The following is a 16,240-nucleotide window of genomic DNA, read 5'->3' on the forward strand; positions in this document are numbered from 1 at the left end:
NGGGCAACGACAAGCTGGTGGCCGAGGGCAAGGCGCAGGAGCTGAAGGGCGAGGCGCAGAAGACCGTCGGCGACGTCAAGGACGGCGCCAAGTCCGTCGCCGACAAGATCACCGGCAAGCACTGAGCCCGTACCGCGGCGCCGKCYCCYCGGCGCCGCCGCCCCCGCCGAGGCGGGGCTCCATTCCCCCGACACCAGGAGAGCTGCATGAACCGCGACCAGATCCGCGGCGCGTCCCGCCACCTCAAGGGCCGCGCCCAGACCGCCCTGGGCGGCCTGACCGGTGACCCGGGCCGGCAGGTGCGCGGCGCCGTCAACCAAGTGGCCGGCGGTGCGCAGTACGCCTACGGCCGCGCCCGCGACCGCGCCGAGGACCTCGCGGAGGACTTGGCGGAGGATAGCCGCCATCTGGCCGAGGCCGCCCGGAGACGGGCCGACCACCTGATCGACGAGGGCCGGGACCGCGCCCGGGACGCGCGCCGCCGCGGCGCCGATTACGGCCGGCAGGCGATCCGCATGGCCGACGCCAACCGCACCAACACCCTGCTGGGCCTGGCCGCCGTCGCTTTCGCGGCGGGATGGCTCGTCCGCCGCACCCGCTGACGGAGGGTTTACCGATGCTGCGCAAGCTCCTGACGGCCTTCATCGTGCCGAAGCTCATCGCCTATCTCGGGCGCCGCTACGACCGGCGCCGGGGCACCGGCCGCACCTACTGACGCCCGGATCCGGAGCCCGGGATCGCTAGCCCGGGGCCTTCCAGATGCCGGCGGCGATCCGTGTCGTCTCGACGAGCGCGGCGTGGAGCGCCGCGTCCCCGTCGCGCCGGCCGGCGCGGAGCGCCGCGACCAGCTCGGCCGGCGATCCGGCGCCGCCCAGCGCCCGCTCCCAGGCCCCGGCCGCCGCGCCGGCCTGCGCGATCTCCCGCATGACCACGCCCATCGCGTTGGCGGCCATCAGCAGGACGTAGCGCTGGCGCCCCGACAGGGCCGGCGCGACCTCGTCGAGGAGGCTCTGCCGGGCGACCGACAGGAGGGCGGCGCCCGCGGGCGCGTCCGGGAAGGATTCGCTCATCGGGCTCCCCACCGCTCGGGCGCGGTCTCGCGCAGGATCGCGGCCTCGAGTTCGGGCACCATCCGGCCGGTCAGCGCCAGCTCCAGCGACGTCTCCTGACCGGAGACGTGGCGGTGGCCCTGCTCCAGGGCGATCACCGCCCAGCGCAGATGCGCCATGACCTCCCAGTAGCGCACCGCCTCCGGCTCGATCGCGCGCCCGCTCTCGGCCTCGTAGCCGCGGTAGAAGGCGGCCCGCGGGGCGATGCCGCCGGCCTCCAGGTCGGGCCGGCCGAAGCGCCAGCAGGCGGCGCAGAACCAGCCGATATCCTGGACCGGGTCGCCCCAGCCGGCGAATTCCCAGTCGAGGATCGCCGTCAGGCCCTCGGCATCGACCATGTAGTTGCCGGTGCGGAAGTCGCGGTGGACTAGGACCGGCCGGGGACAGGGCGGCGCGTGGAGCTCGGCCCAGCGCAGGCCCCATTCGAGGGCCGGGCGCGCGGCGCCGATCCCGTCGAGACTCGCCCGGAGCGCGCGGATCTCGGCCAGGGCCGGCTCCGGCTCGGGCGCGCCGAGGAAGGCGAGGTCGTCCGCCGGGGCGGTTCCCGGGCCGGCCACCGGCAGGATGCCGTGCGTCCGGGCGAGCTCGCGGCCGAGCCGCTCGGCCAAGGCCGCGCGGTCGCCGCCGAGGCTCGTGTCCTTGACCACCCGCGGCCCCAGCCCGATCCCGGAGACGAGGCCCATCAGCGCGAAGGGCGCCCCGACCACCCCCGGATCCGCGCAGAATCCGACCGGCTCCGGCACCCGCACGCCGGCCGCGAAGGCGGCGCGCAGGATCCGGAACTCCTCCGCCCGCGAGCGGCTCGACGCGATGGTGGCGGCCGCGTCCTTGCGCAGGACGAAGCTCCGGGGCGCGCCGTCGACCCGGCACGACAGCATCCAGTTCTCCTGGATCGAGCCGCCGGTCAGCGGCCGGGCGTCGTCGAGCGCGACCGACCCGGCCTCCAGGGTCCGGCCGATCCAGGCGCAGAGCGCCGTCCTCTGATCCGCGTCCAGCATGGTGCCTCAGGGCCGCGTCACGGGACGCGCTCAAGGGCCATGGCGATCCCCTGGCCGCCGCCGATGCACATGGTCACGAGCCCGTAGCGGCCGCCGGTCCGGGCCAGCTCGTAGAGGGCCTTGACGGTGATGATCGCCCCCGTGGCGCCGATCGGGTGGCCGAGGGCGATGGCGCCGCCGTTCGGGTTGACCCTGTCGGGATCGAGGTCGAGGGCGCGGGAGACCGCGCAGGCCTGCGCCGCGAAGGCCTCGTTCGACTCGACGACGTCGAAATCCGCCGCCCGCAGGCCGGTCCGCTCCAGCAGCCGCCGCACCGCCGGCACCGGGCCCATGCCCATCTCGGACGGGTCCACGCCGGCGTGGGCGTAGCCGACGATCCGGGCGAGGGGCGTCGCGCCGTCGCGCGCGGCCCGCGCGGCGCTCGAAAGGACGAGGGCCGCCGCGCCGTCGTTCAGCCCCGAGGCGTTGCCGGCCGTGACGCTGCCGGTCTTGGAGAAGGCCGGGCGCAGCTTGGCGAGGTCCTCGGCGGTCGTGGCCTTCGGGTGCTCGTCGGTGTCGAAGGCCACCGTCTCGCGCTTGCGCTGGATCTCGATCGGCAGGATCTGCTCGCGGAACCGGCCCTCGCGGATCGCCCGCGCGGCGCGGGCCTGGCTCTCGGCCGCGAAGGCGTCCTGCGCGTCGCGGGGGACGGCGTAGCGCGCGGCCACGTTCTCGGCGGTGACGCCCATGTGGCCGTTGCCGAACGGGTCGGTCAGCGCGCCGAGCATGTAGTCGACCAGCACCGCGTCGCCCATGCGCGACCCGGTCCGCCCGGTGGTCAGCAGGTGGGGGGCGCGGCTCATGCTCTCGGCGCCGCCGGCCACGGCCGTCTCGGCGTCGCCGAGCAGGATGGACTGCGCAGCCGAGACGATCGCCTGCAGGCCGCTGCCGCAGAGGCGGTTGACCGTCATGGCCGGCACCTCCTCGGGAATCCCGCCCTCCATCGCCGCGACGCGGGCGATGTAGGCGTCCCGGGGCTCGGTCGGGATGACGTTGCCGAGGACCACGTGCCCGACCGTCTCGGGCGCGGTCCCGGCGCGGCGCAGCGCCTCCGCGACGCAGCGTGCGGCGAGGACGGAGGGCGGCGTGCCGGCCAGCGCGCCGCCGAACGTGCCGATCGCGGTGCGCACCGCGCCTGTGATCACGACCTCGGTCATACTCTCGGCTTCCCTGTCTGGCTCGGCCTGCCGACGCGCCCCGCGCGGCGGACGGACGGTGTCGGCCCCGCGCAGGCCCCGACACTCAGGCCCCGACGTCCCACGACCAGAAGGCGTCGCCCTCGGCCTCGAGATTGCGGTTCAGGACCATCTTGTGGACCTCGTCGGCCCCGTCCACGAGGCGCGCCTGCCGGGCGTAGCGGTAGATCCACTCGAGGGGCGTGTCGGTGGAGTAGCCCCGCGCACCGTTGATCTGGATCGCCGTGTCGGCGGCCGCGTGCAGGAGGTTGGCCACGTGGACCTTGGCCATCGACACCTCCTTGCGGGCGAAGCTGCCCCGGTCGAGGGCCCAGGCAGCCTTCATCACCAGGAGGCGCCCGATCTCGATCCGCATGGCGAGGTCGCCCAGCATCAGCTGGATGCTCTCCCGGTCGGCCAGCCGGATCCCGAAGCCGTGCCGCTCGGCCGCGTAGGCCCGGGCGATCTCGACGCAGCGCTTCGACAGGCCGAGCCAGCGCATGCAGTGGGTCAGCCGCGCCGGCCCGAGGCGGATCTGGGTGAGCTTCAGGCCGTCGCCCTCGTTCATCAGGACGTTCTCGGCCGGGATCTCCAGGCCCTCGAACAGCAGCTCGCAGTGGCCGCCATGCTCCTCCGGCCCCATGATCGGGATGCGGCGCAGGATCCGCCAGCCGGGCTGGTCCCGGTGGAACAGGAAGGCGGTCAGCCCTTTCCGCGCGTCGTCGGAGGTGCGCGCCATCAGGATGAAGTGCTCGGCCTCCTCGGCCCCGGTGATGTACCACTTGCGGCCGGTGACCACGTAGCCGTTCCCCCGCCGCTCGGCCCGGGTCTGGATCATGCCGGGATCGGAGCCGCCGCCGGGATGCGGCTCGGTCATGGCGAAGGCCGAGCGGACCCGCCCGTCCACGATCGGCGCGAGCCAGCGCGCCTTCTGGTCCGGGGTCGCGACCTTCTCCAGCACCATCATGTTGCCGTCGTCGGGCGCGGCCGAGTTGAACACGACCGGCCCGAAGATCGAGCGGTTCATGGCCTCGTAGCAGACCGCCATGCCGACCTTGTCGAGCCCGGCGCCGCCGGTCTCGGGCCGCAGCTGCAGGCACCACAGGCCCTCTGCGCGGGCGAGGCCGCGCAGCCGGGCCAGCTCGGCGAGGCTGATGTTGCCGTGACCGTCATAGGCGGCTGGATCGGCCTCCAGCGGCAGGATGTGCGCGTCCACGAAGGCCGCGATCCGGGCGCGGTAATCCTCGACGCGCGGGGAGATGGTGAAATCCACGGGCCCACCTCCTGGGTCGGTGCCGGCGATAAAAATCGAGCGAGCGCTCGCTTTTTATCGCCTGGATTCGCGCCTGGCAACGGGCTAGACCTCGGGAGCCGCTCCCGGTCGTGGCCACCGCGGGCTGGCGCGACGACGAAACGACGACGGCGCGACGATGGATCGATGAGCCCCGCAGACGCTCTTCCGGCGAACTTTCCGGCGCACCTTCCGGTGAAGGACGCCTACGCCACCGAGGCGATCTGCGCGCGGATCCTGGCGCGGCACCGCGACCGGATCAGCGTCCGGAAGGACCACGTCGCCGTCGCCAACCTCGCGCGGATCATCGAGGCGGTGCTGAAGCTGTCGAGCCGGCAGGGCTTCCACGAGACGAGCCTGCGCGACCTCGCCCGGGCCTCGGGGCTCAGCATGGGCGGGCTCTACTCGTACTTCGACAACAAGAACACGCTGCTGGTGATGATCCTCACCGAGGTGGCCGAGACGGCCGAGGCGGTCCTGCGGCAGGCCCCGGCGGGGCTCGCGGCGGATCCGGCCGCGCATCTGCGCTGGCTGATCGAGACCCATATCCGCCTGACCGAGGCGATGCAGTCCTGGTTCGTCTTCGCCTTCATGGAGGCGAAGGGCTTCCCGGCCCCCGCCCGGACGATGGCGACGGAGAGCGAGGCCGCCACGGAGCGCATCTTCGCCGAAGTCCTCGCCCGCGGCGCGGCGGCGGGCGTCTTCGCGGTCGCCGACGTCGATCTCACCGCGGCGCTGATCAAGCCGCTCCTGCAGGACTGGTACGTGAAGCGGGCCAAGCACCGGAAGCGCGGGATCCCGATCCAGCGCTACATCGCCGGCGTGACCGCCTTCGTCGAGAAGGCCATCGCGGCGGCCTGAACCGGCGCGGCGGACGAACACCCCTGGTCGAGGCCGCCGCGCGCCCTTATGCCGGGCCCGGAGGGCATTCCGGAGCGCGGGGAGCATGGCCGGACCGATCGGGCGCCGCGCGGACGCACACGGAACCGCCGGAATCGACGATCCGCTGAGCGGCCTCGCGCCGCTGCTGCGCGTGCGGCCGCACCTGGACGACGTCTGCCGGTTCGGCGGCGCCTGGGCCGCCCCGCACGCGCCGGAGCCGACGCGGCAGGCCTATTTCCACCTCGTGACGCGCGGCCGCGCCACGCTGCGGCGGCCTGGGGGCGCGCCGCTGCAGGTCGCGGCCGGGGACATCCTGCTCCTGCCGCGCGGCGACGCGCACCTGTTCCACGGCGCGGGACCGCCGCCGTCGACGCCCCTGCCCGTCGCGGTCCGCCACGCGCACGATCTGCGGTTCAAGACCACCGTCGGGGCCGAGCCGGACGTCGAGCTGATCTGCGGCCGCCTGGCCTTCGAGGCGGCGCCCCAGACCCTGATCGTGACCGCCCTGCCCGACCTCCTCGTCCTGAGCGTCGGCACCGAGCCCCTGGCCACCCGCTTCGCGCCGCTCCTGGCGGGCATCCGCGAGGAGCTGAACGACCTCCGCGCCGGGTCGGTCGCGGTCGCCGAGAACCTCGCGAGCGCGCTGTTCATGATGATGCTCCGCGCGCATCTCGAGGCGTCGGCCCCGGCCGAGGGCCTGCTGCGCCTCCTGGGGCAGCCGCTCACCGCTCGGGCGGTGCTCGCGATGGTGCGCGACCCGGTGCATCCCTGGACGCTGGATGAACTGGCCGCGACGGCCGCCGCGTCGCGGGCGAGCCTCGTGCGCGCCTTCCGCGGGGCGGCGGGCGTCGCCCCGCTGGAATTCCTCACCGACCTGCGGCTCGGGCTCGCCCATCACCGCCTGCGCACCGAGACGGTCCCGCTGGACCGTCTGGCCGCGGAGGTCGGCTACCAGTCCGCGCCCGCGCTCAGCCGGGCGTTCCTGCGCAAGTACGGGATCCGCCCCGGACAGGCGCGGCAGGCCGAGGCACCCCCGCAGGCGGGTTGATCCGCCCGGTCATCGACCTGCGCCGCGCGGTCATCGAGGGCGCGGCCTGCCCCGACTACCTTCCTCGTCATCACGAAGGAGGTCGTCATGCACATGATCGATTGGAACAGCTACCGCCAGCAGGTCACCGCCGGCGTCGGACACTTCGCCAAGCTCAGCCCCGACACGGTGCGGGGCTACGGCACCCTCAGCACGGCGGGCCAGAAGACCGGCCAGCTCGACGCCAAGACCCGTGAGCTGATCGCGGTGGCGGTGGCGATCTCCCTGCGCTGCGACGGCTGTATCACGGTCCACACCGACGCCGCCCGCAAGCTCGGCGCCACCGAGGCCGAGCTGGCCGAGGCCCTCGGGGTCGCCACCAGCCTCAATGCCGGTGCCGCGGTCGTCTACGCGACCCGCGCGCTCGACGCCTTCGCGGCCTCCGCCGAGGCGTAGCCCCTCCCCCCATCCGATTGAGCAAGGAATCGTGCCATGAACACGCAGGTTCGCCGCGTCCTCGGCCTCGTCTCCGGGCCGGGCTCGAACCGCCTCGGCCTCCAGGCCATGCGGGTCGCCATCGCGGTCATCTTCCTCTGGATCGGCGCGCTCAAGTTCGTGCCCTACGAGGCCGACAGCATCACGCCCTTCGTCGCCAACAGCCCGGTGATGGCGTTCTTCTACGCCCACCCCGACCAGTACGCGCAGCACCTCACCCACGAGGGCGAGCTCAACCTCGCCGCCCGCGCGTGGCAGACGGCCAACCACACCTACGCGTTCTCCCGCGGACTCGGCACGGTCGAGCTGCTGATCGGCCTGCTCGTCCTCGTCGGGCTGGCGTCGCGGCGGCTGGGTCTGGCCGGCGCGGTGCTGGCCTTCCTCACCCCGGTGGTGACCCTGTCGTTCCTCGTGACCACCCCCGAGGCCTGGGTCGCCGCGCTCGGCGACGCCGAGCACGGCTTCCCCTACCTCTCGGGCGCCGGGCGCCTCGTCCTCAAGGACGTCACCCTCATGGCCGGCGCGTGGCTCGTCCTCGCCGACAGCGCCCGCGCCGTCCTCGAGCGGCAGGCCCGGGCGCCGGGCGCCCCCGCCCGCCTCGACCTCGCGGCAAGCCGCTAGGAGTCCCCTAGGAGGCCGGGGCGCCGCCCGCGGGCAGCGCCCCGATCATCGCCCGCAGGCCGCCGATGTCGTCGAGGACGGCGTCGGCGGTCCGCGCGTCGTCCGGGCGCCCGTAGCCGTAGCGGGCCAGGATGGCGGCGGTGCCGGCGGCGCGGGCGGCCGCGATGTCGTGGTGCATGTCGCCGACCATGACGGCCCGCCCGGGCTCGACCCGCAGGCGACGCAGGGCCTCCCGCAGCGGCGCGGGATCGGGCTTGCGCTCGGGCAGCGTGTCGCCGCCCACGACCGTGTCGATCAGCGGCGCCAGCCCCACCGCGTCGAGGATCAGGCCGGTGGCGCGGGCCGGCTTGTTGGTGACGATCGCCAGCGCGTAGCCCGCCGCCCGGAGGTCGCGGACCGCCGCGGCGGCGTTGGGGAACAGGGCGGTGCCGGCGGCCGCGAGCGGCTCGTACACGGCCAGGAAGGCCGGGAGCAGGTCCGGCGCCCGCTCCGGATCGCCGCCCGAAGCCCGCAGGGCGCGCCGCAGCAGCGCCACCGCGCCGTCGCCCACCATGGCCCGCATCGCGGCGGTCCCGACCGGCGGCAGACCCTCCCGCGCCAGGGTGGCGTTCAGGGCCGTCCGGAGATCGGCCAGGCTGTCGACGAGGGTGCCGTCGAGGTCGAGGAGGACGGCGTCGAAGCGCGACGGGGGCGCGGGCGCGGGCAAGGAACGTCTCCGCGTCGCGGGCGACGCGCGGCGGGACGCCGACGCCTCAATCTCCGGGACGGGCGGTTCCTAGCGGGTCCGGCGCTGCCGGGCCAGGGTCCGGCACGCGCCCCGAGCCCCCCCCCGAGCATCCCCCGGGCAGCCTAGCGCGGCTTGGCGTCGGCCGGCGTCCGGTCGGTGCAGGTGACCGGCGTGCCGGCGCCGTCGGTCCACGTGACCGACCGTCCCTTGCCCCGCAGCTCGTGCGTGGCGTCGGCGTAGCGGAACCCCGACCCGCTCAGCTGCACCGGCAGGGTGACGGCGGCGCCGTTGTCCGGCCGGACAACCGCCCGCTCCGGCCCCGCGGCGTTCAGGAAGGTGACGGCCAGCGTCCGACCGTTCGGACAGGCGAAGGTCACGTCGATCGTCTCAGCCTGCGCGGGCGCGGCGGCCACCAACAGCCCGCCGACGAGGATCGCCAGCCGGGCGACGCGGATACGGATTCTCATCGGCCTCTCCTGAGCCCCGCGGCCGCGGCCGCGACGACGATCATCGCCGGGATGTCCTGTCCGGGCAATCGGCGCCGACGGCACGCGAGGCGGCCGGCCGACCTCCATCCACCAGTCCCTGGAAGAGCAGAAGGAGCAGCGAGGCAATTGTACGATCCTCGATACAAGTCGAACCGGATCACTTCCCGCTCAAATTGGGACGAAAGCTGTAAATCGTCGGCTCGCCCGCCCGGCGGATTGTCTCCCGTGCGCCGCGATGCGGCGGTCCGGCGCGGGGAATAGAGCCGTGGACGACCGCCATGACAGCTCGCGGCTTAAATATCTCTTTAATGTTAGGAGTATAATAATATGGCAATCTCTCAGACGCAGCTTCGATGAACCGTCCGAAATATCCTTTCTCGATATTGATCGGGAGGTCGACCGCATCCGCCCCGGGTCTGACGGCCATGCGTCAGCTCGCGGAACTGCAGAAGCATATCCCGTCCCTCTACGGACTGCTCTCGGTCAATGCCGGCGCCCTCGCGGTGACGCATTACGGTCTGGCGCCCGCCTACCTGACCCTCGGCATCCCGGGGACCGTGATCGCGCTGTGCCTCCTGCGCGCGATTCACTGGTGGCGCTTGAGGCCCGAGACCCTGGACGAGGCGCAAGCCGCCCGCCACCTGCGGCGGACGACGCTGCTCACGGTCTTCTTCTCCGTCGCCTTCGTGATCTGGGCGATGGTCCTGAACACGTTCGGCGGCCCCTACGAGCAGGGCCACGTCGCGATCTTCGTGGCCGTCACGGTGATCGCCTGCATCTTCTGCCTGACCTACCTGCCGCTGGCGGCCTTCCTGGTCACCGGCATCGTCATGGGCGTGTTCCTGTTCTGCTGCGTGACGAGCGGGAACCACGTGTTCCTCGCCATCGCGGCCAATACGGCCTTCGTCACGGCCGTGATGGTCCGCATCCTCAACACCAACTACCGGGCCTTCGTCGCCCTCGTCGCGTCCCAGGCCGTGGCGAGCCGGCTCTCGGAGGAGAACGCGCGCCTCGCCCAGACCGACAGCCTGACCGGCCTCCCCAACCGGCGCTACTTCTTCCAGAAGCTCGACGAGGCGCTCCGGTCGTCCTCCGGGGCGGACACGCCCTTCGCCCTGGCGATCTTCGACCTCGACCGGTTCAAGCCGATCAACGACACCTACGGGCACAATGTCGGCGACCGCGTCCTGGCGGAGGCCGGCCGGCGCCTCGCGGCCTTCGCGGGGGCGGACGTGGTGGTGACGCGGCTGGGGGGCGACGAGTTCGGCGTGATCCTGCGCGCGCCGGCTTCGGCCGCGGCGGCGCTCGCCTTCTGCGACGGCGTCTGCACGGCGCTGCAGCGGCCGATCCGGATCGGCGACATCCAGGTCGTCACCGGCTGCTCGGGCGGGCTCGCCCAGCCCTGCCGGATCTCGCACGACGCCGACGCCCTGTTCGACCGCGCCGATTACGCGCTCTACCACTCCAAGGAGCAGCGGCGCGGCGCAACGACCCTGTTCTCGCAGGAGCACAAGGACGCGATCCGCGCCGAGCAGGCGGTGGAGACGGCCCTGCGGACGGCGGACCTCGCCGCCGAGATGGTGCTGCACTACCAGCCGGTCCTCGACCTCGAGACGGGCCGGACCGCCTTCGTGGAGGGTCTGGCGCGCTGGACGAGCCCGACGCTGGGCCGCGTCGCGCCGGACCGGTTCATCGCGGCCGCCGAGCGCGGCGGCATGATCCACACGGTGACGCTGCTGCTCCTGCGCAAGGCGCTCGCCGACTGCGCGCAGCTCCCGCCCGGGACCGGCCTGTCCTTCAACCTGTCCGCCCACGACCTCGCCTCGCCCGAGACCGTCCTGTCGATCCTGGCGGCGGTGCGGGGCAGCGGCATCGACCCGCGCCGCCTGACGCTCGAGCTGACCGAGACCGCCCTGATGCGCGACTTCGACCACGCCAAGGCGGCCATCACCACCCTGCGCAGCCTGGGCATCAAGATCGCGCTCGACGATTTCGGGACCGGCTATTCCAGCCTGGGCTACGTCCACCGCCTGCCGCTGGACAAGATCAAGATCGACCGCGGCTTCATGGCCGACATCGACACCGACCGGGGCTGCAGCCTCGTCTCCACGATCCTGGACCTGTGCCGCAACCTCGGCCTCGACGGGATCGTCGAGGGGATCGAGACGGAGGCGCAGCTCGACGTGGCGCGGCGGCACGGCAGCCGCTACGCCCAGGGCTACCACATCGGCCGCCCGATGCCCCTCGGCGACCTGCTGGAGCGGCTGGAGCGCGAGGGCGCGGCGGAAGCGAAGGTAGCGGCAGAGGCAGCGGCAGAGGCAGCGGCAGAGGCCGGCACGGTGCGCCGGAGGGCCTGAGGCGGCCCCGGCGCGAGGCGGAGCCGCGCCCTCAGGCGCGCCGGAGGTTCCAGAGGATCGGGAAGCCCGGGAGGCGGCCCGTGAGGTCGCGCCGGTAGGACGTCATCGAGCGGTAGGAGCCGACCGGCACGAACACGACCTCCTCGAGGGCGATCCGCTGCATGTCGGCGCAGATCGCCCGGCGCGCCTCCGCGTCGGGGGCCGCGAACCACGCGGTCCGGAGCGCCTCCAGCCGCGGCACCGACGGCCAGCCGAACCACGCGTTCGGCCCGCTGGCCCGGAGCGGCTGCAGGGCGGCGGGGTCGGCGTTGTCGAAGGACGAGAAGGTGGTGAGCAGCACCGACCAGCCGCCCTTCTCGACGGGCTCGCGGGAGACGCGCCGCTGGATCACCGTGCCCCAGTCGCTCAGGGCCAGGTCGACGTTGAAGCCGATCCGGGGGAGCAGGTCGGCCGCGACCTGGGTCAGCGCCGCGGGCGCCAGCAGGTCCGTGGGGCCGATGAGCCGGATCTTCGCGCCGTCGTAGCCCGAGGCCCTGAGCGCCGCGCGGGCCGCCTCCAGGCTGCGCGGCCCGGTGAGCGCCTCCAGGCCGACCTGGCTCGCCATCGGCGTGCCGGGCGTGAAGATCCCGCAGCGGTCGTCGTAGGCCCCGGGATCGTCGCCGACGATCGCCGCCATGAAGTCGCTCTGGACGATCGCCGGCAGCACCGCCCGGCGCACCGCGACGTCGTCGAAGGGCGGCTGCAGGTGGTTCATCCGCAGGATCGCCGGGTTGGTGAGCCGGTCGAGGCCCTCCACCACGATGTCGCGGTTGCGGGCGAGCAGCTGCTGGAGCTCGGGCGGCGGCTGCTCGTACCAGTCGATCTCGCCGTTCTGCAGGGCCGCCGCCGCGGTGGCGCCGTCGGCGATGATCCGCCACTCGATCCGGTCGAAATGGGCGACCTTGCCGCCGGCCGTCAGGCTCGGTGTGCCGGGCGCCGGCACGTAGCCGGGGTGGCGCTCGTAGACCATCAGGCTGCCCGAGTTGAACTCGTCGGCCCACCAGCGGAACGGCCCGGAGCCGGTGGCGTCGGTGATCTGCTTGTACGGGTCGGTCTGGGCGACCCGCTCGGGCATGACGAAGGCCGGCTGGCTGACGCTCGCCAGCGCCTGCGGCAGGAGCGGGAACGGTGCCTTCAGCCGGAACACGATGTCGGTGTCGCCGTCGTGGGCGAGCTCGTCGGTGGCGGCCATCAGGGTCTGGCCGAAGCCGTTGCGCGCCGCCCAGCGCCGGATGCTGGCGACGCAGTCCCGCGCCAGGACCGGCGTGCCGTCGTGGAAGCGCAGGCCCGCGCGCAGGGGGATCGTCACCCGGCGCCCGTCCTGTTCGACCTTGAGGCCGGCCGCCATCTGCGGCTGCGGCCGCAGGTCGGCGTCGAGGCCGAACAGCGTGTCGTAGACCACGTAGGCGTGGTTGCGGGTCACGATCGCCGTCGTCCAGATCGGATCGATGGAGGTGACGTTCGCTTGGGGGACCATGCGCAGGACCCGGGCGCCCTGCGCCCGCCCGACGGAGGGGGCCGCCAGGGCCGCGGCCCCCGCGGCCAGGAAGGTGCGTCGCCTCATCGTCACTCCCCGAACGGTGGATCCCGGCGTCGCAAGCGCCGGACCAGGGGGCGCCCCGCCTCAGCTCAGCGAGACGGCGAAGCCCCGCTGCGCGGCGGGGCGCTCCATCATCCGGTCGTACCAGCGCCGGACCTGCGGGTAATCGGCGAGGTCGACCTGGTGGCGCTCGTGGCGCCACGCCCAGCCGAGGATCGCGAAATCCGCCACCGAGAGCGGCCCCGCGACGTACGCGACCTGCGCGAGGCGCCGGTCCAGCACGCCGTAGAGCCGGTGCGTCTCCTTGCTGTAGCGGGCGAGCCCATAGGCGCGGTCGGCCTCCGCGACGGACAGGAAGTGGTGGACCTGGCCGGGCATCGGCCCGAAGCCGCCCATCTGCCACATCAGCCATTCCAGGGCGGCGACGCGCTGCCGCCGGTCCTCGGGCAGGAAGCGGCCGGTCTTCTCGGCGAGGTAGAGCAGGATCGCGCCGGACTCGAACACCGGGATCGGGGACCCGTCCGGCCCGTCCGGATCGACGATGGCGGGGATGCGGTTGTTCGGGCTGATCGCCAGGAAGTCCGGCGCGTGCTGCGCCCCTTGCGTGATGTCGACCGGGATGACCCGGTAGGGCAGCGCCATCTCCTCCAGCGCCACGCTGATCTTCCGGCCGTTGGGGGTGTTCCAGGCGTAGAGATCGATCATCGCGGGCGCCTCCGCTGTGCCGAGGGAAGCTAGGGCCCGTGACGGGATCCGGCAATTCGGCCGGCGCTCAGGCGGCGACCGGGGCCGGCTCCGGCTCCGGCTCCGGCAGGCCGAGATGCCGGTAGGCGTGTCGGGTGAGGACGCGTCCGCGGGGTGTGCGCTGCACGAAGCCGCGCTGGATCAGGTAGGGCTCGATGATGTCCTCGATCGCGTCCCGCGGCTCCGACAGCGGGTGTGCGCTGCACGAAGCCGCGCTGGATCAGGTAGGGCTCGATGATGTCCTCGATCGCGTCCCGCGGCTCCGACAGCGCCGCCCCGATCGTCTCGATCCCCACCGGCCCGCCCCCGAACGCGCGCGCGATCAGGCTCAGGTACTTGCGGTCCATCACGTCGAGACCCGCCCCGTCCACGTCCAAGAGCTGCAGCGCCCGGTCGGCGATCGCCCGCGTCACCGTCTCGGCCTCCGCCACCACCGCGAAGTCCCGCACCCGCCGCAAGAGCCGCCCGGCGATCCGCGGCGTGCCCCGCGCCCGACGGGCGATCTCGTTGGCGCCCTCCGCCGACATGCCCAGACCCAGCACCCGCGCGCCGCGCGCCACGATCTGCTCCAGCTCGTCGATCTCGTAGAACTCCAGCCGGATCGGGATCCCGAACCGGTCGCGCAGCGGCGTCGTCAGCAGCCCCGCTCGCGTCGTGGCGCCGACCAGCGTGAACTTCGGCAGCTCGATCTTGACCGAGCGCGCCGCCCCTCCAGGTTGGTGAGCTGGGCGGCCAGATCCCCGGCCTTGGCGATCACCGGCCCGGAGGTCGAGCGGAAGTTCACGCCGAGTTCGCGCGCCACGATCTGCGCCAGCGTGGTCTTGCCGAGCCCGGGCGGCCCGACGAACAGCACGTGGTCGAGCGCCTGCCCGGTCTTCCTCGCCGCCTCGATGAACACCTGCATGTTCGCCCGCGCCGCGCGCTGACCGATGAACTCGGCGAGGCTCAGCGGACGGATCGTCTGATCCGGCTCCGCGGCCGCGGCACCGGCCCCCTGCGCGACCGTCCTGATCGGCGTCGCCATTCAGGCCGCCCTGGCGCGACCCGACGCCTTCTCGAAGGGCTGCACGAAGGGCTGCACCAGGACCCGCCGGCCCGAGAGGTCGTGCACGCTCACCCGCCACTCGGCCCAGTCGGTGCGGTTGGCCAGCGAGCGCCGCACGTCGGAGGCGACCTTGTGGGCGCGGTCGACGAGGCGCGCCGTCGCGCGGACCTCGGTGCCGCGGGCATCGAACACGCATTCGAGGCCGTTGGTGCAGTGGAATCGGTACTTGGCCATCCCTCGCTCCTCCTCGGCCGCCCCGCGCGGCGCTCACCCTGTGTTCACTATATGTTCTGTTCTCGGCCGGATTCAGCCCCGGCGAAGCGTCGCAGGCGTCCCCGGAACCGACCCGCGCCGGACCCGCGCCGGCTTCACGACTGCGGCCGATGGGACCGGACCGGAACACCGCGCGCCCCGCGGGCTTACCGGGCGAGACGCCTCACCGCCGGACCGGGATCCCACCATGCGCGCCACGCTCCTCGCCCTCCTGCTGGCCGCCGGCCTCGGCGCGCCCGGGCGCGCCGCCGAGGCGCCGGCCGGGTCCGACGCCCTGAAGCCGATGGTGGAGTCGAACGACCTCGTCTTCAACGGCATCACCCGGTCCGCGGACGGCCGGCTGTTCTCGCCGTTCCAGCGGCAGAGCCAGGACAAGGGGATCGAGCTCGGCGAGTGGCGGGACGGCAAGGCGGTCCCGTTCCCCGACGCGGCCTGGAACGCCTGGAAGACGGGTGACGACCCGGCCAAGGCCTTCGTGGCGGTCAACGCCATCCGGATCGGGCCGGACGGGGATCTCTGGGTGGTCGACAAGGGCGCGCCCGGCATGGGCGCGGCGCCGCTGCCGGGCGGCCCGAAGCTCGTGCAGATCGACCTCGCCACGAACGCCGTGCGCAGGGTCTACCCGCTGCAGGCGGCGACCACCGAGAAGAGCTTCATCGACGATTTCCGGTTCAACGGCGGCCACATCTACCTGACGGATGCCGGCCAGCCCGGTCTGATCGTCCTCGACCGCGAGACCGGCGGCCTCCGGCGGGTGCTCGACGGACACTGGTCGACGATCGCGCAGCGCCCGCTGACCGGCCAGGGCCGTGTGCTCCGGGACGACAAGGACAAGCTGCTCTTCATCCACGCCGACCAGCTGGAAGTCTCGCCGGACGGCAAGACCTTCTACTACCAAGCGTGCACCGGGCCGCTCTACAGCATCGAGACCCGGTACCTCGACGACGCGGCCGTGAGCGACGACGAGCGCGCTCGGCACGTGAAGCTCCACGCCGCCACGGTGGCGACGGGCGGCACCGCCATCGACGCGGGCGGCACCATCTACGCGAGCGACACGGACGGCCTGCGGATCCTCAAGATCGCGCCGGACGGGACGATGAGCACGCTGGTGCAGGACCCGCGGCTCGTCTGGGTCGACGCGATGTGGATCGACGAGCAGGGCGGCCTGTGGATCCCGGCGGCGCAGATGAACCGCACGCCGGCGATGAGCGGCGGCGCGGCCTCGACGGTCAAGTTCCCGACGACGATCTACCGGATGCAGATCGACGCCGAGCCGCTGCGCAACTGAGGGCGGATCGGCCCGGTCCCAGGGGCGGCCTCGCGTCGGGCGCGCGGCGGCTGACGCCGAACCCGGAACCCGGGTTACAAGTTGGATCGAGGCGGGTGCCGG

18 protein-coding genes and 2 pseudogenes are annotated in these 16,240 nt (G+C 73.3%); 8 read left to right on the forward strand and 12 right to left on the reverse strand.

Features of this window, described 5'->3' with window-relative positions; genetic code table 11:
• Window position 1: 1 nt before the first annotated feature.
• Window positions 2-125: pseudogene (locus ASG32_RS34965) on the forward strand (CsbD family protein); the annotation flags it as partial.
• Window positions 126-206: 81 nt separating this feature from the next.
• Window positions 207-602: a CsbD family protein gene (locus tag ASG32_RS08385; protein ID WP_056524491.1), complete on the forward strand. Its 396-nt coding sequence runs from the start codon at window positions 207-209 to the stop codon at window positions 600-602.
• Window positions 603-740: 138 nt separating this feature from the next.
• On the opposite strand, the gene ASG32_RS08390 is transcribed toward ASG32_RS08385, so the two are convergent.
• The 4 genes from ASG32_RS08390 to ASG32_RS08405 form a co-directional block, all read right to left on the reverse strand.
• Window positions 741-1,070, reverse strand: a complete 330-nt coding sequence (locus tag ASG32_RS08390) for a DUF6285 domain-containing protein (protein ID WP_056524493.1) — start codon at window positions 1,068-1,070, stop codon at window positions 741-743.
• Window positions 1,067-2,107: a phosphotransferase family protein gene (locus ASG32_RS08395; protein WP_056524496.1), complete on the reverse strand. Its 1,041-nt coding sequence runs from the start codon at window positions 2,105-2,107 to the stop codon at window positions 1,067-1,069. The genes ASG32_RS08390 and ASG32_RS08395 overlap by 4 nt, the downstream gene beginning before the upstream one ends.
• Window positions 2,108-2,124: 17 nt before the next feature.
• Complete coding sequence (bktB, locus tag ASG32_RS08400) at window positions 2,125-3,303, reverse strand: beta-ketothiolase BktB (protein WP_056524499.1); 1,179 nt, start codon at window positions 3,301-3,303, stop codon at window positions 2,125-2,127.
• A gap of 85 nt (window positions 3,304-3,388) precedes the next feature.
• A complete protein-coding gene (locus ASG32_RS08405) occupies window positions 3,389-4,594 on the reverse strand; it encodes an acyl-CoA dehydrogenase family protein (protein ID WP_056524502.1) in 1,206 nt (401 codons plus the stop codon).
• 165 nt (window positions 4,595-4,759) lie between these two features.
• Here ASG32_RS08405 and ASG32_RS08410 point away from each other — a divergent pair, with 165 nt between their 5' ends.
• The 4 genes from ASG32_RS08410 to rclC all read left to right on the forward strand — a co-directional run bounded on the left by ASG32_RS08410 (window position 4,760) and on the right by rclC (window position 7,637).
• The gene (locus ASG32_RS08410) at window positions 4,760-5,473 is read left to right on the forward strand and encodes a TetR/AcrR family transcriptional regulator (protein ID WP_056524505.1); all 714 of its coding nucleotides are present in this window, start codon (window positions 4,760-4,762) and stop codon (window positions 5,471-5,473) included.
• A gap of 85 nt (window positions 5,474-5,558) precedes the next feature.
• On the forward strand, window positions 5,559-6,542 hold the full coding sequence (locus tag ASG32_RS08415; protein WP_056524508.1) for an AraC family transcriptional regulator: 984 nt from the start codon (window positions 5,559-5,561) through the stop codon (window positions 6,540-6,542).
• Between the two features lie 87 nt (window positions 6,543-6,629).
• The gene (locus ASG32_RS08420) at window positions 6,630-6,977 is read left to right on the forward strand and encodes a carboxymuconolactone decarboxylase family protein (RefSeq protein WP_020096313.1); all 348 of its coding nucleotides are present in this window, start codon (window positions 6,630-6,632) and stop codon (window positions 6,975-6,977) included.
• A gap of 36 nt (window positions 6,978-7,013) precedes the next feature.
• Window positions 7,014-7,637 (forward strand): reactive chlorine resistance membrane protein RclC, encoded by a 624-nt coding sequence (rclC, locus tag ASG32_RS08425; protein WP_020096314.1) that lies wholly within the window; start codon window positions 7,014-7,016, stop codon window positions 7,635-7,637.
• 7 nt (window positions 7,638-7,644) lie between these two features.
• Here rclC and gph read toward each other — a convergent pair whose 3' ends face one another.
• Entirely contained in the window at window positions 7,645-8,343 is a 699-nt protein-coding gene (gph, locus tag ASG32_RS08430; protein WP_056524511.1) for a phosphoglycolate phosphatase, read from the reverse strand.
• A gap of 143 nt (window positions 8,344-8,486) precedes the next feature.
• Window positions 8,487-8,831: an MliC family protein gene (locus ASG32_RS08435; protein WP_056524514.1), complete on the reverse strand. Its 345-nt coding sequence runs from the start codon at window positions 8,829-8,831 to the stop codon at window positions 8,487-8,489.
• Window positions 8,832-9,277: 446 nt separating this feature from the next.
• Between ASG32_RS08435 and ASG32_RS08440 the strand changes: the two genes are divergently transcribed.
• Window positions 9,278-11,209 carry an EAL domain-containing protein gene (locus ASG32_RS08440; protein ID WP_244491857.1) on the forward strand — a complete coding sequence of 644 codons (1,932 nt, stop codon included), beginning with the start codon at window positions 9,278-9,280 and terminating at the stop codon, window positions 11,207-11,209.
• A 31-nt stretch (window positions 11,210-11,240) separates the two neighbouring features.
• Here ASG32_RS08440 and ASG32_RS08445 read toward each other — a convergent pair whose 3' ends face one another.
• From ASG32_RS08445 to ASG32_RS08460, 6 genes and pseudogenes are all read right to left on the reverse strand, one after another.
• Window positions 11,241-12,812: an ABC transporter substrate-binding protein gene (locus ASG32_RS08445; RefSeq protein WP_056524520.1), complete on the reverse strand. Its 1,572-nt coding sequence runs from the start codon at window positions 12,810-12,812 to the stop codon at window positions 11,241-11,243.
• A gap of 60 nt (window positions 12,813-12,872) precedes the next feature.
• Window positions 12,873-13,493 carry a glutathione S-transferase N-terminal domain-containing protein gene (locus tag ASG32_RS08450; RefSeq protein WP_056524523.1) on the reverse strand — a complete coding sequence of 207 codons (621 nt, stop codon included), beginning with the start codon at window positions 13,491-13,493 and terminating at the stop codon, window positions 12,873-12,875.
• A 67-nt stretch (window positions 13,494-13,560) separates the two neighbouring features.
• Window positions 13,561-13,722, reverse strand: coding sequence for a Holliday junction DNA helicase RuvB C-terminal domain-containing protein (locus ASG32_RS35775; RefSeq protein WP_348271888.1), 162 nt, complete (start codon window positions 13,720-13,722; stop codon window positions 13,561-13,563).
• 61 nt (window positions 13,723-13,783) lie between these two features.
• A pseudogene (locus tag ASG32_RS35780) lies at window positions 13,784-14,059 on the reverse strand (Holliday junction DNA helicase RuvB C-terminal domain-containing protein); the annotation flags it as partial.
• 107 nt (window positions 14,060-14,166) lie between these two features.
• On the reverse strand, window positions 14,167-14,556 hold the full coding sequence (locus tag ASG32_RS35785) for an AAA family ATPase (RefSeq protein WP_348271887.1): 390 nt from the start codon (window positions 14,554-14,556) through the stop codon (window positions 14,167-14,169).
• A complete protein-coding gene (locus ASG32_RS08460; protein WP_056524526.1) occupies window positions 14,557-14,811 on the reverse strand; it encodes a hypothetical protein in 255 nt (84 codons plus the stop codon). It abuts the gene before it with no gap.
• Between the two features lie 226 nt (window positions 14,812-15,037).
• On the opposite strand from ASG32_RS08460, the gene ASG32_RS08465 reads away from it, so the two are divergent.
• Window positions 15,038-16,138: an L-dopachrome tautomerase-related protein gene (locus tag ASG32_RS08465; RefSeq protein ID WP_056524529.1), complete on the forward strand. Its 1,101-nt coding sequence runs from the start codon at window positions 15,038-15,040 to the stop codon at window positions 16,136-16,138.
• Window positions 16,139-16,240: the final 102 nt, after the last annotated feature.

Source organism: Methylobacterium sp. Leaf361 (assembly GCF_001424445.1).
Taxonomy (GTDB): Bacteria; Pseudomonadota; Alphaproteobacteria; order Rhizobiales; family Beijerinckiaceae; genus Methylobacterium.

What these genes read in the sequence shown, in the direction of transcription:
- ASG32_RS08385 (WP_056524491.1), top strand. Translation starts at nt 207, where the DNA reads ATGAACCGCGACCAGATCCGCGGCGCGTCCCGCCACCTCAAGGGCCGC.
- ASG32_RS08390 (WP_056524493.1), bottom strand. Translation starts at nt 1,070, where the DNA reads ATGAGCGAATCCTTCCCGGACGCGCCCGCGGGCGCCGCCCTCCTGTCG.
- ASG32_RS08395 (WP_056524496.1), bottom strand. Translation starts at nt 2,107, where the DNA reads ATGCTGGACGCGGATCAGAGGACGGCGCTCTGCGCCTGGATCGGCCGG.
- bktB (WP_056524499.1), bottom strand. Translation starts at nt 3,303, where the DNA reads ATGACCGAGGTCGTGATCACAGGCGCGGTGCGCACCGCGATCGGCACG.
- ASG32_RS08410 (WP_056524505.1), top strand. Translation starts at nt 4,760, where the DNA reads ATGAGCCCCGCAGACGCTCTTCCGGCGAACTTTCCGGCGCACCTTCCG.
- ASG32_RS08415 (WP_056524508.1), top strand. Translation starts at nt 5,559, where the DNA reads ATGGCCGGACCGATCGGGCGCCGCGCGGACGCACACGGAACCGCCGGA.
- ASG32_RS08420 (WP_020096313.1), top strand. Translation starts at nt 6,630, where the DNA reads ATGCACATGATCGATTGGAACAGCTACCGCCAGCAGGTCACCGCCGGC.
- rclC (WP_020096314.1), top strand. Translation starts at nt 7,014, where the DNA reads ATGAACACGCAGGTTCGCCGCGTCCTCGGCCTCGTCTCCGGGCCGGGC.
- ASG32_RS08435 (WP_056524514.1), bottom strand. Translation starts at nt 8,831, where the DNA reads ATGAGAATCCGTATCCGCGTCGCCCGGCTGGCGATCCTCGTCGGCGGG.
- ASG32_RS08440 (WP_244491857.1), top strand. Translation starts at nt 9,278, where the DNA reads ATGCGTCAGCTCGCGGAACTGCAGAAGCATATCCCGTCCCTCTACGGA.
- ASG32_RS08445 (WP_056524520.1), bottom strand. Translation starts at nt 12,812, where the DNA reads ATGAGGCGACGCACCTTCCTGGCCGCGGGGGCCGCGGCCCTGGCGGCC.
- ASG32_RS08450 (WP_056524523.1), bottom strand. Translation starts at nt 13,493, where the DNA reads ATGATCGATCTCTACGCCTGGAACACCCCCAACGGCCGGAAGATCAGC.
- ASG32_RS35785 (WP_348271887.1), bottom strand. Translation starts at nt 14,556, where the DNA reads ATGGCGACGCCGATCAGGACGGTCGCGCAGGGGGCCGGTGCCGCGGCC.
- ASG32_RS08460 (WP_056524526.1), bottom strand. Translation starts at nt 14,811, where the DNA reads ATGGCCAAGTACCGATTCCACTGCACCAACGGCCTCGAATGCGTGTTC.
- ASG32_RS08465 (WP_056524529.1), top strand. Translation starts at nt 15,038, where the DNA reads ATGCGCGCCACGCTCCTCGCCCTCCTGCTGGCCGCCGGCCTCGGCGCG.